This window comes from Wolbachia endosymbiont of Rhagoletis cerasi, assembly GCF_018454475.1.
Taxonomy (GTDB): Bacteria; Pseudomonadota; Alphaproteobacteria; order Rickettsiales; family Anaplasmataceae; genus Wolbachia; species Wolbachia pipientis.
Window position 1 is genome coordinate 16,051 of the sequence record NZ_JADCNC010000003.1, and the last position, 20,778, is coordinate 36,828.

General features: G+C 36.6%; 18 protein-coding genes. 5 read left to right on the plus strand and 13 right to left on the minus strand.

Features of this window, described 5'->3' with window-relative positions; genetic code table 11:
* Positions 1-70 precede the first annotated feature (70 nt).
* The 6 genes from INQ25_RS00915 to INQ25_RS00940 form a co-directional block, all read right to left on the minus strand.
* Complete coding sequence (locus tag INQ25_RS00915; RefSeq protein ID WP_246484041.1) at positions 71-652, minus strand: glycoside hydrolase family 25 protein; 582 nt, start codon at positions 650-652, stop codon at positions 71-73.
* Positions 649-864 (minus strand): gpW family head-tail joining protein, encoded by a 216-nt coding sequence (locus tag INQ25_RS00920; protein WP_213862815.1) that lies wholly within the window; start codon positions 862-864, stop codon positions 649-651. Before INQ25_RS00920 ends, INQ25_RS00915 begins: the two co-directional genes overlap by 4 nt.
* Positions 864-2,684, minus strand: a complete 1,821-nt coding sequence (locus tag INQ25_RS00925) for a phage terminase large subunit family protein (RefSeq protein WP_213862816.1) — start codon at positions 2,682-2,684, stop codon at positions 864-866. The genes INQ25_RS00920 and INQ25_RS00925 overlap by 1 nt, the downstream gene beginning before the upstream one ends.
* A gap of 142 nt (positions 2,685-2,826) precedes the next feature.
* On the minus strand, positions 2,827-3,324 hold the full coding sequence (locus INQ25_RS00930) for a hypothetical protein (RefSeq protein ID WP_213862817.1): 498 nt from the start codon (positions 3,322-3,324) through the stop codon (positions 2,827-2,829).
* A 7-nt stretch (positions 3,325-3,331) separates the two neighbouring features.
* Positions 3,332-4,558 (minus strand): DNA modification methylase, encoded by a 1,227-nt coding sequence (locus INQ25_RS00935; protein ID WP_213862818.1) that lies wholly within the window; start codon positions 4,556-4,558, stop codon positions 3,332-3,334.
* Positions 4,559-4,692: 134 nt separating this feature from the next.
* Positions 4,693-5,160 carry a crossover junction endodeoxyribonuclease RuvC gene (locus tag INQ25_RS00940; RefSeq protein WP_213862819.1) on the minus strand — a complete coding sequence of 156 codons (468 nt, stop codon included), beginning with the start codon at positions 5,158-5,160 and terminating at the stop codon, positions 4,693-4,695.
* 226 nt (positions 5,161-5,386) lie between these two features.
* Between INQ25_RS00940 and INQ25_RS00945 the strand changes: the two genes are divergently transcribed.
* Positions 5,387-6,619, plus strand: coding sequence for a hypothetical protein (locus tag INQ25_RS00945; RefSeq protein WP_213862820.1), 1,233 nt, complete (start codon positions 5,387-5,389; stop codon positions 6,617-6,619).
* Positions 6,585-7,691, plus strand: a complete 1,107-nt coding sequence (locus tag INQ25_RS00950) for a hypothetical protein (RefSeq protein ID WP_213862821.1) — start codon at positions 6,585-6,587, stop codon at positions 7,689-7,691. Before INQ25_RS00945 ends, INQ25_RS00950 begins: the two co-directional genes overlap by 35 nt.
* Before the next feature lie 521 nt (positions 7,692-8,212).
* On the opposite strand, the gene INQ25_RS00955 is transcribed toward INQ25_RS00950, so the two are convergent.
* The 7 genes from INQ25_RS00955 to INQ25_RS00985 all read right to left on the minus strand — a co-directional run bounded on the left by INQ25_RS00955 (position 8,213) and on the right by INQ25_RS00985 (position 16,655).
* Complete coding sequence (locus tag INQ25_RS00955) at positions 8,213-9,064, minus strand: BRO-N domain-containing protein (protein ID WP_213862822.1); 852 nt, start codon at positions 9,062-9,064, stop codon at positions 8,213-8,215.
* Between the two features lie 1,443 nt (positions 9,065-10,507).
* The gene (locus INQ25_RS00960) at positions 10,508-12,661 is read right to left on the minus strand and encodes an AAA family ATPase (protein WP_213862823.1); all 2,154 of its coding nucleotides are present in this window, start codon (positions 12,659-12,661) and stop codon (positions 10,508-10,510) included.
* 35 nt (positions 12,662-12,696) lie between these two features.
* The gene (locus INQ25_RS00965; protein WP_213862824.1) at positions 12,697-13,959 is read right to left on the minus strand and encodes an AAA family ATPase; all 1,263 of its coding nucleotides are present in this window, start codon (positions 13,957-13,959) and stop codon (positions 12,697-12,699) included.
* Positions 13,956-14,456: a hypothetical protein gene (locus tag INQ25_RS00970; RefSeq protein ID WP_213862825.1), complete on the minus strand. Its 501-nt coding sequence runs from the start codon at positions 14,454-14,456 to the stop codon at positions 13,956-13,958. Before INQ25_RS00970 ends, INQ25_RS00965 begins: the two co-directional genes overlap by 4 nt.
* A gap of 29 nt (positions 14,457-14,485) precedes the next feature.
* Positions 14,486-15,289 carry an AAA family ATPase gene (locus INQ25_RS00975; RefSeq protein ID WP_213862826.1) on the minus strand — a complete coding sequence of 268 codons (804 nt, stop codon included), beginning with the start codon at positions 15,287-15,289 and terminating at the stop codon, positions 14,486-14,488.
* A 12-nt stretch (positions 15,290-15,301) separates the two neighbouring features.
* A complete protein-coding gene (locus INQ25_RS00980; protein ID WP_213862827.1) occupies positions 15,302-16,105 on the minus strand; it encodes an ATP-binding protein in 804 nt (267 codons plus the stop codon).
* A gap of 52 nt (positions 16,106-16,157) precedes the next feature.
* Entirely contained in the window at positions 16,158-16,655 is a 498-nt protein-coding gene (locus tag INQ25_RS00985) for a sigma-70 family RNA polymerase sigma factor (RefSeq protein ID WP_213862828.1), read from the minus strand.
* Between the two features lie 251 nt (positions 16,656-16,906).
* Here INQ25_RS00985 and INQ25_RS00990 point away from each other — a divergent pair, with 251 nt between their 5' ends.
* The 3 genes from INQ25_RS00990 to INQ25_RS01000 are packed head-to-tail and all read left to right on the plus strand — an operon-like array spanning position 16,907 to position 20,696.
* A complete protein-coding gene (locus tag INQ25_RS00990; RefSeq protein ID WP_213862829.1) occupies positions 16,907-17,569 on the plus strand; it encodes a hypothetical protein in 663 nt (220 codons plus the stop codon).
* A gap of 15 nt (positions 17,570-17,584) precedes the next feature.
* A complete protein-coding gene (locus INQ25_RS00995; RefSeq protein ID WP_213862830.1) occupies positions 17,585-19,507 on the plus strand; it encodes a DUF4815 domain-containing protein in 1,923 nt (640 codons plus the stop codon).
* 13 nt (positions 19,508-19,520) lie between these two features.
* Positions 19,521-20,696, plus strand: coding sequence for a hypothetical protein (locus INQ25_RS01000; protein ID WP_213862831.1), 1,176 nt, complete (start codon positions 19,521-19,523; stop codon positions 20,694-20,696).
* Positions 20,697-20,778: the final 82 nt, after the last annotated feature.

Consider the following 20,778-nt stretch of genomic DNA (forward strand, 5'->3'; position numbering starts at 1 on the left):
TAATGTTCCGTTGAATTTGTTCCTATCGCATGGTCCTATTCCTTCTACTGAATTTGGTTTAGGACCTGTTTTACCATCGGCATAAAGTCCATTTTTTCCATCCTATTGGTAGTGTTGGCTCTGCTTGCCATTTTGCTAGCCATAGTGGACATTCAGTTAAAATCGGCGTTGCAAAATCTTTTAGAAAATACGCATTCCCATAAATTAACGGCAAACGTCCCGTTACTACATAAACTCGATTAACAAAGTCTTCAGCTTGTTTTGGTGTTATACTTTCTCCATCTTTATTTTCTTCTATATCAAGAGCTAGCAATACTTCAGAAGTATCACCAACTGTTTCTAAAAAATGCTCAGCTTGGTCTTTTCCGTTTTCTCCCACTCCAAAATGGTATGCTCCCCAGAGAATTTCTTCTTCCTCAGCGACTTTTCTTCTTTTTGCATACTCACCATCTACATATTTTAGTCCTTGGGTTGCTTTGTGAATTATACCTAATATGCCATCTTCTTTTGTTAATCTAAAATCTATGTCCTGATTCCAGTGCGACAAATCTATCACTGCATTTATAAGCATACCTGGTGTAGCGGTAGCTATCATATACCTCAAATGCTCTAGAAAATCTGGGTATCCATTTTCTACCATGCAACTTCTCATACCACTCCTTTATTCGTTGAAATAACAATTTTTCTCTTCACTGCGACTTTCAATTCAGATTTAATGCGTTGTCTTAAGTCCAATAGATCTTTTATCTGAACTTCTCCATACCTAACCACATGGTCACCATATGCAATCGATACTACTCTCTCTCCGCTCTGTAGCTTCTTTATCGCTTCTTCTACTTGAGTTAAATATTCTTGGTTGTACATCAACTTTTCTCATTCAACCATTGACTTCTTCTCACTCTTTTTGACTTTCTAGCTTTTTCTCCTACTAAACTCTCCCACTTACTCTCTGGCCATCTATCTATTCCCAGTGCTATTGATGCTGCTCTTGCGTAAACTCTGCAATCTAGTACTTCATTTCGGTCTCTTATCTTTTGCCACTCTTGTTTGGTATACCCTTTTACTACCTTGGTAATTAGTTGTTCTGCAGTAAGTTGCTTAAAATATTCAGGTGGATATTCGGGAAAATGACAATACCCCGGCGCCCCTTCTGTTAAAACATTAAGTAATTGGAAAAGCTCGGACTTTAATATCGATACCCCAACTGGCCACAGCTTCATTCCTCTCTTTAGCTTTTGTCCGCTAACTGTTACATCTACTCTACTTGGGCTGCTAAGTGGCACTAGCGCTTTGTTTGCCCCTTTTACTGCCATTACTCTCCCTGACCCTTGGTGACCTCTTACCCAGTTGTATACCTCTTGTGTTGCATACCCAGCATCAACCGCCATCATACTTATCATGTATTCAAGCCCATTTTCACCGATAAAATGATGATTTAATAATTCCGAAAGTTTTCCCCATACTTCTTCCCCTCCTGGATCTCCTTCAAATACCTGGTAGTCTATTGACCAACTTTCTCGGTTTCTTCCCCACGCTACCACTTCTACTTCTAAACGATCTTTTTGTACATCAACCCCTGCCGTCAATACTATTTTTCCACTTTTTGGCACCATGCCTATCGGAAAATTTTCTCGACGCTCAAATAGTTGCTTCCAGTCTGGTACTTCTCCTTTATCTACCCAGGTTTCTCCGAGTGTTGTATTTATCCAAACTTTCAGTAATTGTTCATTTTCCTTTGCATGCAGAAAATCTTCCACTGCTTGTTTCCAACTATACCAACCAACTGGGCTATACAAGCTTGAAAGGTGGAATCCTTTTTTTTCACCTTTTATTGGATTAGTAGGCCTCCATTCACCTCTAGCTAACATCTCTGTTTTCTGATGATTTTTTATTTCTCCCCTACACTCTATGCAAACGTAGTGGGCTGTTGAGGGATCTTTATCTTTCCACTTTATCTGTGGCCATTTCAGCACCTGATAGTGATCACAATGTGGACAAGGTACAAAAAAGTATCGTTTGTCTGAATTCTCAAATTCCTTCTCTATTCTGCTTATTCCGTGAACCGTTGGTGTTGAAACCAAGAATATTTTTCGCCGCGTAAATGTATTAGTTCGCGCGATACTGAGAAGAACTGGATCCCCTTCTCCTCCTGAATCTCCTGGATATGCATCTACTTCATCTAAAAAAAGATATCTTACCGGCATTGAACGCAAACCCACTGGACTATTGGCACCTGTTACTACTACCGTTCCTCCCGGAAATTCCTTACTTTGTACAGTGTTGCCTGAATCTCTCGACCTTGGATCTTTTATTTTACTCCTTAAACATGGCGTATCTTCAATGAGCGGCGCAAATCTTCCCTTTGACCAACGCTTGCCCATTTCTACTGTTGGCTGTACTACCAACATTGGACCTGGTGTTTGGTCGATAATGTAGCCGATCCAGTTGTTTCCTGCTTCTGTTCCGCCAATTTGTGCTCCTTTCATGAATACCACTTTTTCAGCCGGTGAAGACGAAGAAAGTGAATCCATTACTTCTCTAAGGTAGGGTGTTCTCTCTGTCCTCCATTTTCCTGGTTCTGATGATGCTATCGTCGAAAGCTGACGGTTCTTATCTGCCCACTCTGATACTTTTAGTGGTGGATCTGGCCTTAGCCCTGCATAAAAACTACTGCTGTATATCATAATGCTGCAATTGTTGCACTTTTAAGGAGAAAAAGAGGTATTTTTTGTCTGCAATAAGTATCTGCTGATGCCTTACTTAAAATCAGTATTGCAACTAATATGTGAATTAGACTTATTAAACCTATCAAGTGCTTCCTTAGTATCATTGAAATGTATTTTCCACTAACTCTTCTAAAGCTGTTCTGATTTCCTCAGTTAATGTTTCATGGATCTTTTCTGTGTCGTTCATCGATGCCAGTAATGCTGATACTCTGTCTGGGATATTCAAAAGATTGTTACGAACCACTCTTGCAACATTAAATGCTTCAGTCTTTACTTCTTCTACTGAGATAAGTTCACCAATTTCAGCTTTTGCTTTTGCCTCGAGCAGTTTTCCCCGCTCCATCTCGTTTTTAATCCGAGTTTTAAGCAACATCGTGGAAAGTTCATTATTTCCTCTTTTTTCCCCTTCTTCTCTACCTTTTCTCCTCAGTGGTTGACTTGGATCTCGTATTGCTTCTATTGCTCTATTTGCTTGTTCTCGGTCAATCAAACCATCCTCCAGCTCAACTATTCCTTTCTTTACTAAATAACAGACATATTGCTTTGAAACTCCCAGTTCTCTTGCCCATTCCGTCTGCGTTATTTTTCCCTCTTTCACCCCTTTTTTACCGTTTTTCTTCTTGAATTTGCGCAAAAGTCTTGCCAGTATTGGAAAGTATCGCTTCTCTTCCCGTGTATACTTGCCAACGCTTTATCGTTACATCTACGAAGGCGGAATCAAGTTCTATGGTTCTACAGATTCTTCCTGTCCTCTCACAGGCAATTAATGTACTTCCAGACCCGCTAAATGGATCAAGAACTATGTCTCCTGGTCTACTGCTGTTTACTATCGCTCTCTCCATTAACTCCACTGGTTTCATCGTTGGGTGCAGTGAGTTGTACGTTGGCTTATCGTAAAACCAGAGATCACTCTGATTGCGTCCCCCATGCCACTCACGTTTATTGCCATTTTTCCAACCGTAGAGTATTGTTTCGTATTGTCTTTGATAATCAGATCTTCCTAGCGTAAAATGATTCTTTGCCCAAATTATAAATGTCGACCAACGACCACCTGCTTCTTCAAATACCTTTTGCAGCGTTGCCAGCTCGGATGATGATGCACAAATGTAAATTGCCCCTTTGGTGTATGCTAAAACATGAGTACAAATGTCATAAAGGAACAATTCGTAATTTTCACCTTGATCATCGTTTAGTATTTTTTTATCTTCTCTTTCCTGACTGTCACCATATGCTACGTTATACGGAGGGTCACATACGGTAATATCTGCCATTTTATCGTCTAATACCGCTTTAAATGATTCAACCAGACAACTATCACCACAGTAGATTCGATGACCACCTAAAATCCATAGATCCCCTGGTTTCGACACTACTGACTTTTTATCAACCAATTCCACTCCCTCTTTTTCTCCTCTTTCTACCTCTCCATCAATGTTGTCGAGAAAACGTTGAACCTTTTCCAGCTCAAATCCAGTCATTTTAAGGTCAAACTCCAAGTCTTCTAACTCTTGAATTTCCAACTTCAAAAGATCATCGTCCCACTTTGCCCAGTTAGCTGATTGATTTGCTAGTAACCGAAAAGCTTTGGTTTGGGCTTCACTTAAGTTATCACTGAGCACCACTGGAATACTCTCCATACCCAGTTTTCTTGCTGCTTTAAGCCTTAAATGACCATCAACCACAGTGCCATCGCTTTTTGCAACTATTGGGATACGAAAACCAAATTCCCGAATAGAGGCACACATTCTGTTTACTACATCGTCGTTCTTGCGAGGATTACGCTCATATTCGACAAGATTTTCAATAGGATAGTAGTGTGTTGCTAAGTTCATATTAGTGTATTAAATTGCTATGTTTAAATTCTTAATAACTTGTTAAAAAGTTAATAATCAAAATACGTCTGACGCTGGAGAAGGCCTGGGGTTTCGCTCCCAAATCAGCCTGGCTGGCGGGAAGGACCCACTTCCTATGCGCTATCTAGCATATTAAAATCTTTACTAAAATTATTAACATAGAACATCAATGCCAAAGCATCTGCTTCATTATCGTCTTGAGGAAAAAAACCTTTGCCCTTTATAGCTTCAATAACTTCACCCTTACTTGCATTGCCTTTACCTGTTATAAAGCGCTTTATCGTCTTCACCGGCACACCTTTGTAGGGAATGTTGTTTTCCTCACACCAAGCAGTCAGAACGGCATAAAAACCACCATAGCAATGAGCTGCATCAGTACCTAAATGTCTTCTTACTTCCTCAAAATACACTGCAGTGAACTTATGTTCTAAAGAGTTAAGCCAATTACGGAAACTCAAAAAGCACATGCCACCTCCGCTAAAACGATTACCATGAAAACTTTCGCTCCCACTTTGAATTACCCCATCTATCAAAATTGCCCAGCCGGTTTGTTTGCCGAGGTCGAGTGTTAAAACGGACATTTATATTCAGAATTTGTTTCGCTAGAGTGTAAAATACCTATATAATATATATTCAGGATTTGAAAAATTTTTGTCCAAAAAATCTTCTTCATAAACAAACTTTTTAGAAAAAAACTTGGTTAAAAATCAGTAAACACCCATTGTATAATTCTTGGTCAAGACTTTCAGATTTCTATCTTAACAATGTAAATACCATATTATGCTGCACGGTATTATTTAATCTTTTATGCAAATTTATCCAAACCGTAAATTCTGGGAAGATGATTTAGAAGTACCAGTTAACTACTTACTTGAGCGTTTTCACAATACAGAAGTGCGTTATTCCTGGATGAATTCACTTTCTGGTAGGCAGTTAAGTATTATCTTTCAACACTGCTTTAAAGACAAACTAAATGGTCAACTCTTTGATGATGAACACTACGATAACACATCCATACAATATAAACGTAAAATGATTGCTAAACATTTAGACTCTCTAGTTATTTATTATCTGATTAGCTGTTTTGAACGTGCAAAACTTGAAGCTACTGTCAGTGAAATTGCAAAATCTGCATTGACTGAAGAGCTCATGAAATCCTACCTTCTAAAAGGTAACAATAAATACGACAAAAAGTCTTTGTTATTTCTATTGTTTCATGTAGATCACAACCTTTTAAAGTCTGTCTATCACTTTGAAAAAATACAAAGAAAAGGTTCTGTATCATTTGCTCTACAAGAGACACCACGACAACCAAATGTTCCATTTAAAGACTTCATCTCTCAGGAAACCATAGTGCAGATATTGGAAGAAGACGACATTAAACGAAATGACGGTTTTGAAAATCAATTACAAGGTTTCTTCTACCATCAAAATCGTTTGTATGTATTAGTGCGTAGAGCTAGTGGTATAGATTTACTACTCAACTCAAACAAGGTTATTCATGGTCATAAGCCAGATTGGATGATTTTGGATTTTCTAGTTAATGGTACTCAAGTAGATCTTACTGCCAAAAATATTGATCAAGCTACAGAGATAGCAAATAGCATTGCAAGTCGTTATTTTAGCTCTGAATGTGTTTTTGTAAATGTGCAGGATAAAAACTTTGCAGAGCAAGTATATAAATTCATTAAAGTTTGTGTTGATGGCTCTGATTCAAATATATTCACTTTTGAGTTAAAATTTCAGTCAAATCGTTTTAAATATAGCAACACTTGCATTACTTTAACCGTTATACCACATGATCCTATTGCATCTGAGCTCTATATTTTACACCCTTCTATTGGTGATATACTAAAATCTATTGAATTGATGAAGATAATATTTCAAGGCAAAAAGATAGGATTATTTTTTAAGTCCAGTGGTGAGTATATAGCAATTTATTATTCCGAACATCCATTGAATAAAAAAGAAAGAGAAGATTTTAAAGCATATATGAAACAGTCTTATGGTCTTACAATCTTGCCAAGAGCAAATTTCTGACATTTTTAGTTCTGGTAGTTCCTGGGTTAATTCAAATCAAAATTATATCAAAGCAGCAAAGTATTTGTCAGATCTTGAATTAATTAAGATGCAAGAGAGGTCCTATATTATCTGCTCTCATAGACAAGATAAATTAGATTGGCCAAATATAGTTGATCCATACTGTAACAATGAGATTTTCATTGATGAGGACTTTGATGAAGCATGCGATAATATAATTTGTGAAAATTGCAACCGTGATATTTTGCCTAACACCTATAAGAAGCAAAGATTTCATCGCTTATCTGTATATTTAAACCCAGAGAAAATCATGCATTGGTTTGAAGGTCAGCTAAGTAATACGCATTTCATGTGGCAAAAGGTGGAAAGAGGAGTTTATCATGTTGGTGGACAAGGTAAATTTGTAAATCTCATTGTTCTTGATTTTTGCACCAATCCAACATTCTTAACCATAGATAGGCTAAGAGTCAATCCAACCGTATTAGTAATACTGAGAAAAAACATACCAGACATACCTCTTGATTTGCCTATAGTAGAAATGGTTGACCTTTTCTGTCAGCGTAGGACTTTAATTGAAATATTTCAAGAAGCAGTACAAAGAGGAGTACCAGAGTTAATACCAAATACTTCAATGCAAATTTTACATACTTCACTTGAGCAAATTGAACCTGCTAGAGAGAAAGAATTACTAGAGTTACAATTGGTAGAAGGCTCACTTTACGTAAACAATATAGAGATTCTGAATAAGAAAGCTGTAGCATGTATGAAAGTTTTTCGCATATTATTTGAACAATTTTTGAATGACTGTAAAAAAGAATTGCCTCCTGAAAAACACACGTTGCTTAGCATAGCTCAAATAGAAAAACATCTAAATCTTGATCAAGAAGCAGATCCAGAACATCACATCAGAAAACCACTAAACACAATCCAAAGGACAATAAAAACCACCTTAGCTAAAAAGTTAGGACTAAACATCGAACGTAATGATGTGATTCAAACAGTTGGTTGGCCTGGATCATCGCGTAGAGATTATGGTTACCGTATTAACCCTTTTACTGTGGTAGTTCGTTAACTGTGTTGACGAGAAGTAAAAGATGTTATAATGGAAAAAGTAAAATTCATGTAATTGAGTTTTAAGCTTTGGTTGACTCTAAAGTCGCATCTAGCTTTAAAACACAGTTTTTGCCTTATCTAAAAAAATACAAATTCTCAATTACGTAAAAGCCTAAATTTCTTTTGCTTTCTTCAATCTTTTTGTTTGCCGACTTTTGTGTTTGAAGCACATCTACACTCAATGTCTCTATACTAATATATACCGGATTTCTTACTACTTTTTCCGGGATTTTCTGAAAAAAAGTTAAAATAATTTTAAGACAGCTAAGAAATTAAAAAGAGCATTATGTCTTTTACAACAGAAATCTTCACTATTTGAGTTCTTTCCATTTTGGAAACAACTTTTTACTTGATCTGAGAAGAGATTACATGAGTTTTTGGTAAAAACATACAAAACCTATCTAAATCATCAATAACGCTATAATAGCCTTCTAAAACGTTTTAAACCATAAAATTCAGAGGTTTCTCATAGTGAGAACTTTAATCTTTAATCCTCTTTAAAAAGTTATCTGAAGAAACGACTTTCACACCTCTCGCTTTTTCAAATGCCTCTCTTGCTGTGCCTGCGTTCTTGCCTCCTTCCTTTGCCGCTTCTAAATTTTTATTATAGCCCTGTGCATCTTTATCTTTTATTTCATCAATGGTAGCCTGTTCTCCTAGCATGTTAAAAATTAATTCAATTGGTGTCATATGGTCTCTTAGTGGTTGTTTCCTCAAGCCTTTTATTTCCTTATGATGCTTTGTTTTTACTCCAAACGTTCCCTCAGAAATTACGTCTGTCAATATTGCGTATTCCCTACCTTCAATATACTTATTATTGTGGTCAGATATATTTCTGTTACCCCATTCTTTTGTTAGTTGATTTCTGACAGCTATCGATTCTATTCTCTTTTGTATCCATTCCTGAGGGTACCCTTTTGCAGCATAATCGGCATAGATTCGTTTGAGTGCAAGCTCAGGGTTTTCATATTCTTGTAGCCTTTCATACCCGACTTTTGCAAGCCAACGTTTAAATTGTTCAACTCTTTTGGAAGGAATAGACTGCAAAATACGAAACAACCCCTCAACATTTGTACAATTAACATTCTGTTTACCACCTTTTGTTTTAATTTCAAGGGGGGTGACAAATTGTCCCCATCCTTCAGAAAGCCCTATATCTCTGCTTTTTATCTTTTTTAGATAGTCAGATGGGTTCTTACTACCTGTCAGAAAAGCTATTACTTCTGTTATTACGTACCACCATTCTCCATCGTGTAATACTCTAGTAAAATTGCTATTATCAAAAGCAGTAGTTTCAATATCTCCTTCTTTTAAAGTTAAAGTGTCAATCATATTGAAAATAAGTTTATTCTAAAAACCAAATATAAACTAAGTTGCTTTTTATTACTAATAAATAGTGGAAGTTTTATCTCCATTATACGTGATAAAATTAGAGACGTAAATAAATAAATTTCGATCTTTGTCTCCATTTTGAACTATTAAGCGGGTTAAGAGTTCTGTAGCTTCTGTTTCTTCTTCTATGGCAGTAACTTTTTTCCTTGAGCTTCATCTACAATTTGCTGATTTCATTACTGAGAATTTTGCAATCAATTGCTCAGAGGTTTGCAATAAAAGTTGTTGTATTTTCATAAAGTCTCCATTAACCCCTTCACAAGTCGTTCAATCTTTTTTGAAGAATTTTCTTTGCAAAGTGTAAAAAATGTGTTAAACTTACTAGTAAGTTTACTTTGCAATAGTTGGGTTACTAAAGATGCCTTTTATTCGAGTTTTTAGGGAGGCTACACGCGTTAATTTAAAAAAGACGAACTTTTATATCTAAATTACAAATAGTGTTGTAAGGACCTCCTAAAGCGTTTTAAAGGGTAGGAGTATTTTGTTACCCTCTCTATGATAGAAGTGACATAAGTTGGCTGTTGCAAAAATAACGTTTCAAAAAGTCTACTAACCATTTGTTCTTTAGGTTTGAAAAATTTTCTTTGCAACCAACAAAAAAACATGATAGACTGGTTTTAGGCTTTCTTGTAGTAAATAAAAGTTTGGGGTAAAAAATAGTTTAGAAATGCCTCGTAATCGAGTTTTAAGCTACCCTACATGAGTAATTTAGGTCTTGGTGGTATAATTGTACCCTGAAGTCACAGGATCGTCTTAAAACGCAATTATGAGCCATTTGTTCTTTCTTATTCAATTTAAATATCCTAATAAGTTTTGTAGTGGTCTTTTTGCTCTTCTTTCTTTTTGATAAGTTTTATTTATTTGTAGTTTATATATTTATTAATTTATATTTATTACTATTGTTATTATATATATATAATATATAAGGGTTTTAGGAATAGCAAAATCAGCCATATTGGCTAACTTTAGGTGCGTAGTTGCTAGGAATACTTTTAGGAATGTAGGTCAAAAAGCCTAGGTTTTATGCAGAGTCTAGCTTCCTTGATTTCTAACTATTTAGCTGATAACCTAGGAATTAGGAATATAATGCTACCTATAATAGATATCAATTTTTAAGAGATTAATGTCTGTTTGTAAAAATATTCTTGCATAGCTGTTGAAAAACCAATAGCCCATCTGGTATGGTTTTAGCTATTTCTGGTTGTTTCTCCATTCTACTATATATCTATCTATTGTAGCATTCAACGTAAACTAGCAACTGAATATTGTATATATCCATATATAGAAAAGTATGGTTAGGAGCAATGCAACAAAGCCTACAGAACAAGTATTTGAATAAGAGATCTATTAAAAATAGCTGTAAAGAATTTACCTACAGAAGTTTTATTTGCAGTTAAGATCTTCAGCTCCAGGGGTGAATTTTCCTATACCACAAGCAAAGGGTCCTGTTGTAACGTCAAGCCACTTATCCTCTCTTGAACCTTTAGACATTCCTTTTACTAACTGTTTTACCTGTAAAAGTTCCTGTATCATACGTTCTAATTTATCTCTTCCCATATTGTGAAAAATTTCAGGCAGTCTATGCCGTTGTTTATATACTCCTGCACTTCCTGTATGAGTAAATGGATGCCCTGCAATAGCAGATCGTTTAATTGCATCGATAAGATATATCTTAAGACTTTTATCGCTAATGTTTTTAACTTTCAATTGTGCTGTTATATCTTCTAGTAGCCCTGTTTCTTGATTTCTTAGGTAAGTACGTACAGTGCGATCAGCTAACCCATTTGCCTTAACAACCGCCCCATAAAATAAAGCATTTTGTCTTGGAATCTCCCCCATTGACCTAAAGATCTCTGGCTTAGCTGTATCTTCCACTGTCCAAAAAGCATAGGAACATCTAACACCATTAACAAGAGCAGAGGTACCTCTAATTGCATCGCGTGCTTGTTCAGCAGTTAATATTGGTTTTTCTCCTTTTGGCTTTCTCATGTGATGAGCAGTAATTATCGAAGCTCCAGTACTACATGCTAAATCAGATAATAAGCACATTAGATAATCCCCTACAGCAGGATCAGCATTTATATCTGCATGGATAAATGAAGCAAGTGGATCAAATACTATCAATTTCAGATCTTTAATTTCCTCGAGCTGTTTCATTATGGATTCGAATTCAGGAGAAACTTCGACGATTTTACCACGAACATTTCTGAGTATTGTAAGTGATCCTCTAACGTTTGGCAGTGGTACAATAAATAATTTATCTTTATGTTTCAACCTTTCACACTTAGGGTCAAGTCGTTTCAAGCGGCGGTGTATCTCACCTGCATCATCCTCTGCTGAAAAAATTACTACTGTTCCGTGTTCAGTAACAAGTGAACCAAAGCCACACATCTGATCCTTATCACTTGCAACCTTAAGCGCTAGGTCAAGAAGAAGCATACCTTTGCCTGTATCTCCCATTGCTGCTATTATTGAAGTAACACCTAAAGGAAATAGACCTTCAACAAGAAACTTTTGCTCTGGTACCGGACCTACAAAGCGCTCTGCACTCCAATCTAAAATGTTAAGTGGCTGTTTTGTAGATCTTTCTAAACTTTTCATATTTGAAGTATCAGTAGCTGGAGTATCAATAGTAAGTAACGGAGTTGAAGCTAAAAACTCTTTGACATCTATGCCTTCCTCTACACAATCAGCAGCATCCCATTTCTCAGGTTTACCTTGCGGAATCTCAAGCACAGCAAGTGATGCAACTCCAACATCCAAAAGCTTTTTTGTAGCATTTTCAGCATACTTCTTACCTGATTCATCATTATCTGGCCAAATAATAATATGTTTACCTTTTAGTTGTGACCAATCAGTCTTTTTGACATCTGCGTTTGCTCCAGACATTGTTGTTGTGGCTGCAATCCCTTGTTCTATCAGCGCTTCTGCACATTTTTCTCCTTCAACCAGAACAACTTTATCAGACTTTAAAATTCCTGGAATGTTGTAGAGTGGCCTTATTTCTGGTGCAGCATAATTCAATGTTTTAACATCAAATGGGCGATATTCTTTTCCTTCAGGTGGATCATAACGATAAACCTTAACAATAATCTGATTGTCTTCATCGTAGTAATTCCAACTGCAAGTCAAAAATTGTTCTAGATATTTGATGCTTTTCTGCTCTTTGTAATTAGTGTGTTTTTTTCCAAGCCACTGAGCTATAGAAGCCATTACTTCAGGAAACTCTGTTCTAGTGCTTTTTCTATGTACTTCTGCCCAAAGGTCAATGATATCACCACCTTCTTTTGTTGCAAAATCATGCCATAGGCCAGCTTCACTGCCACTTAATTCTACTACTAGACTCTTTCCTTTATCACCTTGTACATTGCCTATATAAAACTTATCACCACGAAAAGTTCCCCTTGGTAATAGGTATAAAAGACAAGATCTGATATTTAGCAAAAGTTGATCTTTTAACTGTTCTTTCTCCTCTAATGGCTTATAATGTCCATTCTTTAGTGGAGTTGCGGTATTAAAATCACAATAGATATCCATAAAATCTCCAATATATTTAAAGTTTAGAAATTTGGTTAAGCTGTAGCTATCCAGCGTCCGTTAACGTTCTTAACGAATTTTGTTGGTATAGGTTTTCCGTTTCTGAGCTCGTACATTACTTTTAAGGTATTTTTATGCTCTTTAGGTTTAAACATTACAATGCCAGACGTGTAGAAATTTCTTAAAACTCCTGCACCACTTAAAGATTGAAATGGATTCTTTTCTAACATGGCTGTAGATACTTTTTTAGTATGATGCGTAAGGATGATGCCAGCCATGGGACTCGTTATAGAACGTAATTTTTCAGTTCCATCTTGCAAAAAAGAAAGCATGGCTCTGCTATTTCCATAATCACGTATATTATAGAGAGAATCTATCACAATAAGATTAACTGTTTTTGGGTTAAATTTTTCTTCTATAATACTTTTTATTCTTTCTATGCCTTCAAGGTTCAAAGCTAATTTTGTTTTTGGAGTAATAGCTAAGTTTTCTGTTGCTATATCAAGAATCTTTTGGTTAACTTTCAGTTGCTGCAAACGTTCTCTGATATAATCGTATTCCATTTCATTCTGTAGGTAGAATACTTTCAGTGGTCTTTCAGGTTTCATGCCAAGAAATGATATTCCTCCGGCCATATGCACTAATAAAGAAAGTAAAAAATTACTTTTGCCGATTTTTGGAGTACCACCTATAACTAAAAGACCACCTGGAGTTAAGATTCTTGGGCCTATTATATCTTTTGGCATTGGTGATTTATCATTTAAGTAATGTCTTACAGAAAATACTTTTTCTCCGTTTTCTTGCAACGTGGAATTTTTTTCAGCTTTAGTGTTCAACCACTTTTTGGCAGAATCTATGTTACCTTCAACAAAAGTCCAAAGACTGAGTATGTCTCCCTTCTTTTCTTTATAAATGTCGTTCCAATTTCCTGCTTTCTCTCCTTTTATTTCAACTATTATCTTATCTTTACCTAAATTTCCCAGATAGAACCTATCTTGATAAAATTCTCCGCCAGGAAGTAAGTAAGATACACATTCCTTAATATTATCAATTAAAAATTCTTTTATTTCTTTTTGAGATGAAAAATCCATAAAATCTCCCTTTTTTCCAATAATTTTACTCAACATACTTTTTAAACGTTCAGAGTCCAAGTTAGCGAGCTCGCAAACAGTTCTGAAAGATTCTGTGCTGTGGATCCATGAATAAGCTTCTTCTCTAAGCTCTCTATTCTTTCCTGTTACATCCAAAATAGCCTGTTCAATAACAGCAACCCACAGCTTCTCTTCGTCGTACTTCAAAACGGCACCCAGTCAGATTTAATGTCGTTACTTTGTTCAGGAGTAATAGCTGCAGCAATTCTATTCCTGTCTCCATATCTACTATCGGTCTCAATGCCAACTTTTGCGGTAAATTCTAGGCCATTTAAATCAGCAATGGAGCTAAGTTTACGAGCAAGTGTTGCTTTTTCTGAAGTGTCATTTTGATGAATATTGCGAGCAGACTCCAAAATACTTCTAATCATAGCACGCCCAGATTCTCCCCAGACATCTTCTCTTTCAACGTTTGCTTTGCCACTTTTTATCCCAATTGCTTGATAAATCTTTTGCCTTGCATATGGCCCTTCAATGACGGTAAATTCTGCGTTTAAATAGATACTACCAGTAGTGGGACTTTTAGTAAGCCAGCATTCATAACCTCCAGGTTTAATAGCCATTTTGACTTTTACCGTTGTACCTTTAGGTATTAAATTACTTTGCGACTTTGCAGTGTTAAAATCAGTTAAATTCTGTAACATAAATACTCCCATAATAAAGTTGAAATCAGTTATTCCATTAACTGCCAGCGGCCATCTATCTTATCGACAGCCTTGCGCAGAACACGTTTTCCATTGCGTAACTCAAAAACTATTTGACATGCGGTTTTTTCATCGTCATTTTCTTCATCCTTTCGGAACATCACCATTCCTGTGGTATAGAACCCTCTTAAAGATCCAGCACCACTTAAACCTTGAAATGGATCTTCTTCTAGCATCTTTTTGGACAATTTTTTTGTGTGATGAGTCAAAATTATCCCAGCGTCTGGATTAATAACATTTCTCAGTCTTTCAAGCGTTTTTTGCAGGAAGAACAACATAGCACTGTTATCGTTCTCATTACCTGAATTAAAGATATTTCGTAGAGGATCGATGGCAATAATATTAGGCTTAAAACATTTGTCCTCTAGAGAGTTTTTTATTTCATCTATCTCTTCACTACTAAACGATAGTTGTACTCTTGGCGTGATCATGAAGTTGTTTGCACCAATATCCAAAAGCTCTTTATCAAGTTTTAACTCTTGTAGACGCTCTTTTAAATACCCATCATCAATTTCAGTCTGCAGACAGAGAACTTTCATAGGCTGACTGGGAATCATGCCAAGGAATGAAACGCCAGCAGCCATGTGCATTAACCACGAAATTAGAAAATCACTTTTACCGATTTTAGGTGGGCCACCAAATACCAATAAACCTCTTGGGGTTAATATCCTCGGGTAGATAATATCTTCCGGGATTGGTGCTTTGTCACTTAAATACTCTTTTACACTGAAAAAAGGGATTTTTTGACCAATAGTGAAAATGTTTTGTAGCATAGTTATTCTCCATTAAGCAGCAGTAGAAAAGGCTTTAGCTTTAATTTTCGCAAGTAATTTTCCCAGATGCGGTTCTTCAACCATATCCAAGCATCCACTGCGATCTTTAGCAGGGTATCCCCAGGAATTAATCGTCTGACAGACAAATGAACGTACCTCTGTGCCATCATCTTTCTTGAGTCCAACCATGCTGATTACTTCATCAACAATTCCAGGAATTTCACTGGCAGTTTTAGCCCCTTCACATTGAGGCAGCCAGGTTGGACGATTGCAATCATCAAGATACTGACCTAAAGTACCAACGGTAATGATATCTTTATTTGGAATGTGCTGAAACTGATTGAGCCAAGCCATCATCTCTTGCGCAAGTATTCCGTAAGCAGCTCTCATGTCTTGCTTTCCACTTCTCTCAGAAAAAGCTTCAGGTTGCATTTTTGCCCATAAGAGACAAAGACGTGATGCTACAGTGATGCTATCAATGAAAATACATCGATATTTAGAAAACTCTTCATTGTACTTACTTGATACGTGCTCATAGTGTCTTTGGCTATACGCTTGATCAGATTTTAGTGCAGGGTTCGGACCACCAATTAGGCAGGCAATATCCCGAGCTTGACTCCAAGTGCGAACACTAATGGAATCTCCCTGCCAATCTTGAACAGCAAGCAGACCTGCTTCAAAGTCAAGACAAAGTGTTGGTTCACTTATAGTCTTTAAGAGGCTGGTTTTACCAATACCGTAAGGACCAAAGATTACTACTTTTATGCCTGTAGTTGTTTTCAGTCTTTCATTATTGTTTAAAATTTTAAAAGTCATTTATTCACCTCAATGTTATATGTTATATATTCAGGAAAGGTAAAATTTATGTTCAATTTTTCTTTTTGCCCTTGTAGTAGATGGAAGAGAGTTTTATACGTATTTTTCTTACCATAGTATTTAAAGTAGTTCTTGATATGTTGTTCATCTTAGCAACTTCATATAAGTTAAAGTGCTTGAGTTGCTCGCATATCTTTTGCATCTTTCTTGGTAGCGTTGAAATCATGTAATCTACATCAGTACGTTTCGCTACTTCATCTTCAAATAGTTCTGTTTTCTCAATATTGATGTAGTTATTAATATTGCGTTTTATACATAGTTGTTTCTCTAATAAGTTGTTGGCACGACGTTCAGTTAATCTTGCTACAAAAGTGTTAAAGCTACCTTTACTTTTGTCATATCTATCAAGATAAGTCCAAACTTCACAGAAAAGTTCTTGCTCAAGATCTTCATGAGTTTCATGAGCAAAGCATTCAAAAAGTTTTAATCTCTTAGCTTGATACCGTATATTTTGAACAACTATAGGGTCAACACCAGTTTTTAGTTTCATAACTTTTCCCTAAAACAATTAATGCTTTAAGGATGAGAACTTATAGGTACACTTTGTAGGACAGGAGCAAAAATAAATAATACAGATGCAATTTTTAAACTACTGATATTCAATTACTTTTCTTCGAGAATAATACAGTTCGATTTTTAAATAATACTGCAACAAAAAATTAGGCAAAAATTCATTTTTTTTGGACAAAAATTTTCCAAATCCTGAATATATATTATATAAGCCTTTCAAACTCATCACAGGTGTCAATTCTTACACAATCAGGAAGAGCAGCAATAGCAGCAAGTATAAAAGAGCAACCGATACATCTTGCTTGGGGCAGTGGTGATGGAAATTGGGGAAGTAGCCATAGAGTCGAAAAAATTTCTTTCACCGATGATAAGCTTAATTACCATCCCGTCAAAGATGTGAAGGTTGTTACAGCTTATCAGCCAAGTATTGATTATACAGTTGCTGGTGTAATTAAACGTACGGCAAATGGCGCGATTGCAGCAGATGATGCAGTTACCATAGAGTATACTCAAGACACACCACCAGAACTCATTACTTCTACAACATTACTCAAGGAAGTTGGACGTCGTGTTGTTGATGAGGTTCTCTTCTGCACAGGTGATGAGAATGGAGAGCTTATTACTCCCTCCGGAAGGTTTAAATCCTCTAATGTACCAACCAATAATCTTTATCTCAAATTTACTTTCGATTTCACGGACGCAGCAAATCAAGTGATAAGGGAACTAGGGGTTATGGTTGGTACAAAAGTGAAAAAAGAATTACCGCCTGGACAGAGATATTTTGAACTACAAGATATAGAAGACCCGGGGATTTTGTTAGTTTTAGAACACACGGTACCACTTATCAGAACTGTTGCCACAAGAGAGACTTTTGCCTTTGTCGTTACATTTTAGCAAAAGGGGAAAAAGATGACTTTAAATAGCTATTATAATCGCTCTGACAAAGAATACGAGAAAAGTTTATTCTTAGCAGGAAGAGGTTTGCAGTCAGCAGAATTAAATGAGATTCAAGATTATGCCCTTTTGAGGCTCAAAGGCATAGGTGATGCGATATTCCGCGATGGTGATGTTATAACGGGAAGCAATTGTATCATAGATGGGGAAAAAGTTACACTTGAAGGAGGAAAAATCTATCTTCGTGGAGCGGTTAGAAAAGTCGAAAAAGAAGAATTTACTATTCCACTTAATACTACAGTTCGCATAGGTGTTTATTATGTAGAATCTACCATCACAGAACTTGAGGATGAAAATCTTCGTGATCCTGCAGTTGGTACGCGTAATTATCAAGAAGTTGGAGCTGCAAGGCTTAAAGTTTCCACCATTTGGGGTTATCAAGCTCAAGGTTTTTTTCCACGTTTTTCTGAAGGAGAGTTTTATCCAATTTATAACATTGAAAACGGAGTGTTGGTAGAGCATTCACCGCCACCACAAGCAAACATAGTAACCACTGCACTTGCCCGTTATGACAAGGAGGCAAATGGTTCCTACGTAGTAAATGGCCTAGAAGTAATGTTTTTGCAGAGGGAAGAGGGCGAAAAAGGGGCAAACATTTTTGTGATTAACGAGGGAAAAGCTCATGTTGATGGCTATGAAATTGAATTACCCCACAGTATTCGAGTTTCTTTTGATGAAGACCCAGATATAAAAGCAGTTAAATCAGAATTTCACACCTTTCAGCCAAATAACCAAAGAGTAATGGAGCTTAAAGTTCATGATTTTCCGGTTAGTGAGATAAAAAGGATAGATATAACTGTTCAGAAAACTATTACCATGACGCATGGTTCATACTCTGGAGTTGTTGATCCGATACCTGACTCTGCAGTTCAGGAGATTATTCAAGTTAAGCAAGGTGATGTCATCTATGAAAATAGTGCAGATTACAAGCTCAGTGGAGGAAATGTTGATTGGTCATTACCCGGCAAAGAACCAGCACCAGGAAGCAGTTACCTGATAACCTACCGCTTTCGCACTCATGTAAGCCCTGAAGATGTGGATGAACAAGGGTGTAAAATAAGAGGAGCAGTGGATGGCAGTTTAGTTTCAGTTGATTACACTTGGAAAATGCCCCGCTTTGATTTAATTACCATAGATGCAAAAGGAGTGGTAAGAAGAATAAAAGGAATTGCCCATCCATGGCGACCATCGATGCCTAAAGCCCCTAGCGGACAATTGCTGCTTTGCTATATTCATCAGACGTGGAAAAAAGGGGAAGAGGGGAAAATAAAGATAGTGAATAATGCTATCCATGCTGTACCGATGAATGAATTGGAAGCAATGAAAAAAGGAATAAATGATCTTTATGCATTAGTTGCCGAAGAACGTCTGCGTAATGATGCAAATTCAAGGGATCCGACAGCCAAAAAAGGAGTATTTGTTGATCCCTTCTTTGATGATGATATGCGTGATCAGGGAATAAGACAATCTGCAGCAATAGTAAATAAGGAACTAATTTTACCGATAGACGTGGAAATTATTGATGTTGAAAGAGGCAAAGAACCTTATTTATTGCCGTATGAACTTGAGCCAGTATTGGAGCAGCTTTTACAGACTGGTGAGGTAAAGATCAATCCATATCAGGCATTTGATCCAGTACCGGCAAAAGTTACCATGAACAAAAACATCGATCACTGGACCGAGATAAAGACCAATTGGTCAAGTCCAGTGACAAGAGAATTTAATACTAGAGAAACAACAGAGCTATTGTCAAGTAATTCATATGAAGCTGAATTTATGAGAGAAGCAGTACAAGATTTTGAGATCGAAGGATTTTCGGTTGGTGAGAAACTTAAAGAAATAAAATTCGATGGCATCAGCATTCAACCCTTAAATTAAAAGTAGAAAAAAAGTGAACAATCAAGGACGAATAAGTGGAAAAATAAAAATCCCAGCAAATATTCCAGCCGGTACTAAATTGGTGCAATTTTACGGGGATAAAGGAAGTTATGGAGAAACAACTTATACTGGCAAAAAAACTATTACCATAGAAGAAAGAAGAAGAGTTATAGCAGCAAGACGAGTTGATCCTTTAGCGCAAACATTTACCTTGAATGAAAGTAGGCATATAGGAGGTACAGACTTATGGTTTATAAATAACGGCAAAAAACGTGTTGTTGTCCAGATTAGAGAAACAGCAGTGGGAATGCCCTCACAGACTGTTATTGCTGAAAGCTATATTGAGCCAAAAGATATAAAAATAGATGGCACAGCAACACGTATTACTTGGTCGCCAGTGTTTTGCCATGGAGGACAGGAATATGCGATAGTTTTACTTACCGATGACGGGGAAAATGCGGTCAAAGTAGCAGAACTTGGCAAGTATGATGCAGTAAATAGCCGTTGGGTAACCAGTCAACCTTATCAAGTAGGAGTATTACTTTCATCAAGCAATGCAAGTACTTGGACACCGCACCAGAACTTTGACCTTACCTTTCGACTTTTAGCAGCAAAGTTCACTGAAAGTTCTCACGTTATTGATCTTGGAAAGGTTACTGCGAATAATACATCAGACTTAATCGCTCTAACCAACGTGGAGAAAGTGGGTTTTGATACTAATGTAGAATTTATCTTAACAGATGAGGAGGGAGAAGAAAATTTTCTGTCTGATAATTTGCCGTTAGCTTTGCGCGCAAGAATAAGTGGAGAATTAACGGTAAAAGTAGCGCTCAAAGGATCGGGGAAAAAAAGTCCAGTTCTTTACCCTGGGCTACAGCTAGTTCTAGGAAATATTTCAGAGTCCGGAGATTATGTAACTAGGAGCATTACAGCAGGATCCAACACTAAGATAACAATTACCTATGATGCGCTGATACCTGGCACTGCAGACGTTAAAGCATATGTGCAGAAAAGCGTGGAATGGCAGTTAGTAGATTTAACAGCAGGAAAACCAATTGGAGAAAATTGGGTAGAGAGAACTCACGTACTGACGAACTTTAATGCCAATGAGACAAGGGTAAAATTAGTCTTGAGTGGAACAGTTATTTATCGTCCAAAAGTGAAAAATTTAAGAGTGACTATAACGTAAAACGCAAAATAAAGTTGGAAAGTAAAATTTGTTGGAAATTAACCTATCAGCATATATACTTTTAATAAAAAGTGAGTGGTAC

Excerpts from the sequence above, each read along its gene's own strand:
- INQ25_RS00985 (WP_213862828.1), bottom strand. The coding sequence starts at position 16,655 with ATGAAACTAAAAACTGGTGTTGACCCTATAGTTGTTCAAAATATACGG.
- INQ25_RS00955 (WP_213862822.1), bottom strand. The coding sequence starts at position 9,064 with ATGATTGACACTTTAACTTTAAAAGAAGGAGATATTGAAACTACTGCT.
- INQ25_RS00920 (WP_213862815.1), bottom strand. The coding sequence starts at position 864 with ATGTACAACCAAGAATATTTAACTCAAGTAGAAGAAGCGATAAAGAAG.
- INQ25_RS00960 (WP_213862823.1), bottom strand. The coding sequence starts at position 12,661 with ATGGATATCTATTGTGATTTTAATACCGCAACTCCACTAAAGAATGGA.
- INQ25_RS00950 (WP_213862821.1), top strand. The coding sequence starts at position 6,585 with ATGGTCTTACAATCTTGCCAAGAGCAAATTTCTGACATTTTTAGTTCT.
- INQ25_RS00915 (WP_246484041.1), bottom strand. The coding sequence starts at position 652 with ATGAGAAGTTGCATGGTAGAAAATGGATACCCAGATTTTCTAGAGCAT.
- INQ25_RS00970 (WP_213862825.1), bottom strand. The coding sequence starts at position 14,456 with ATGTTACAGAATTTAACTGATTTTAACACTGCAAAGTCGCAAAGTAAT.
- INQ25_RS00980 (WP_213862827.1), bottom strand. The coding sequence starts at position 16,105 with ATGACTTTTAAAATTTTAAACAATAATGAAAGACTGAAAACAACTACA.
- INQ25_RS00935 (WP_213862818.1), bottom strand. The coding sequence starts at position 4,558 with ATGAACTTAGCAACACACTACTATCCTATTGAAAATCTTGTCGAATAT.
- INQ25_RS00995 (WP_213862830.1), top strand. The coding sequence starts at position 17,585 with ATGACTTTAAATAGCTATTATAATCGCTCTGACAAAGAATACGAGAAA.
- INQ25_RS00945 (WP_213862820.1), top strand. The coding sequence starts at position 5,387 with ATGCAAATTTATCCAAACCGTAAATTCTGGGAAGATGATTTAGAAGTA.
- INQ25_RS00975 (WP_213862826.1), bottom strand. The coding sequence starts at position 15,289 with ATGCTACAAAACATTTTCACTATTGGTCAAAAAATCCCTTTTTTCAGT.
- INQ25_RS00925 (WP_213862816.1), bottom strand. The coding sequence starts at position 2,684 with ATGATATACAGCAGTAGTTTTTATGCAGGGCTAAGGCCAGATCCACCA.
- INQ25_RS00940 (WP_213862819.1), bottom strand. The coding sequence starts at position 5,160 with ATGTCCGTTTTAACACTCGACCTCGGCAAACAAACCGGCTGGGCAATT.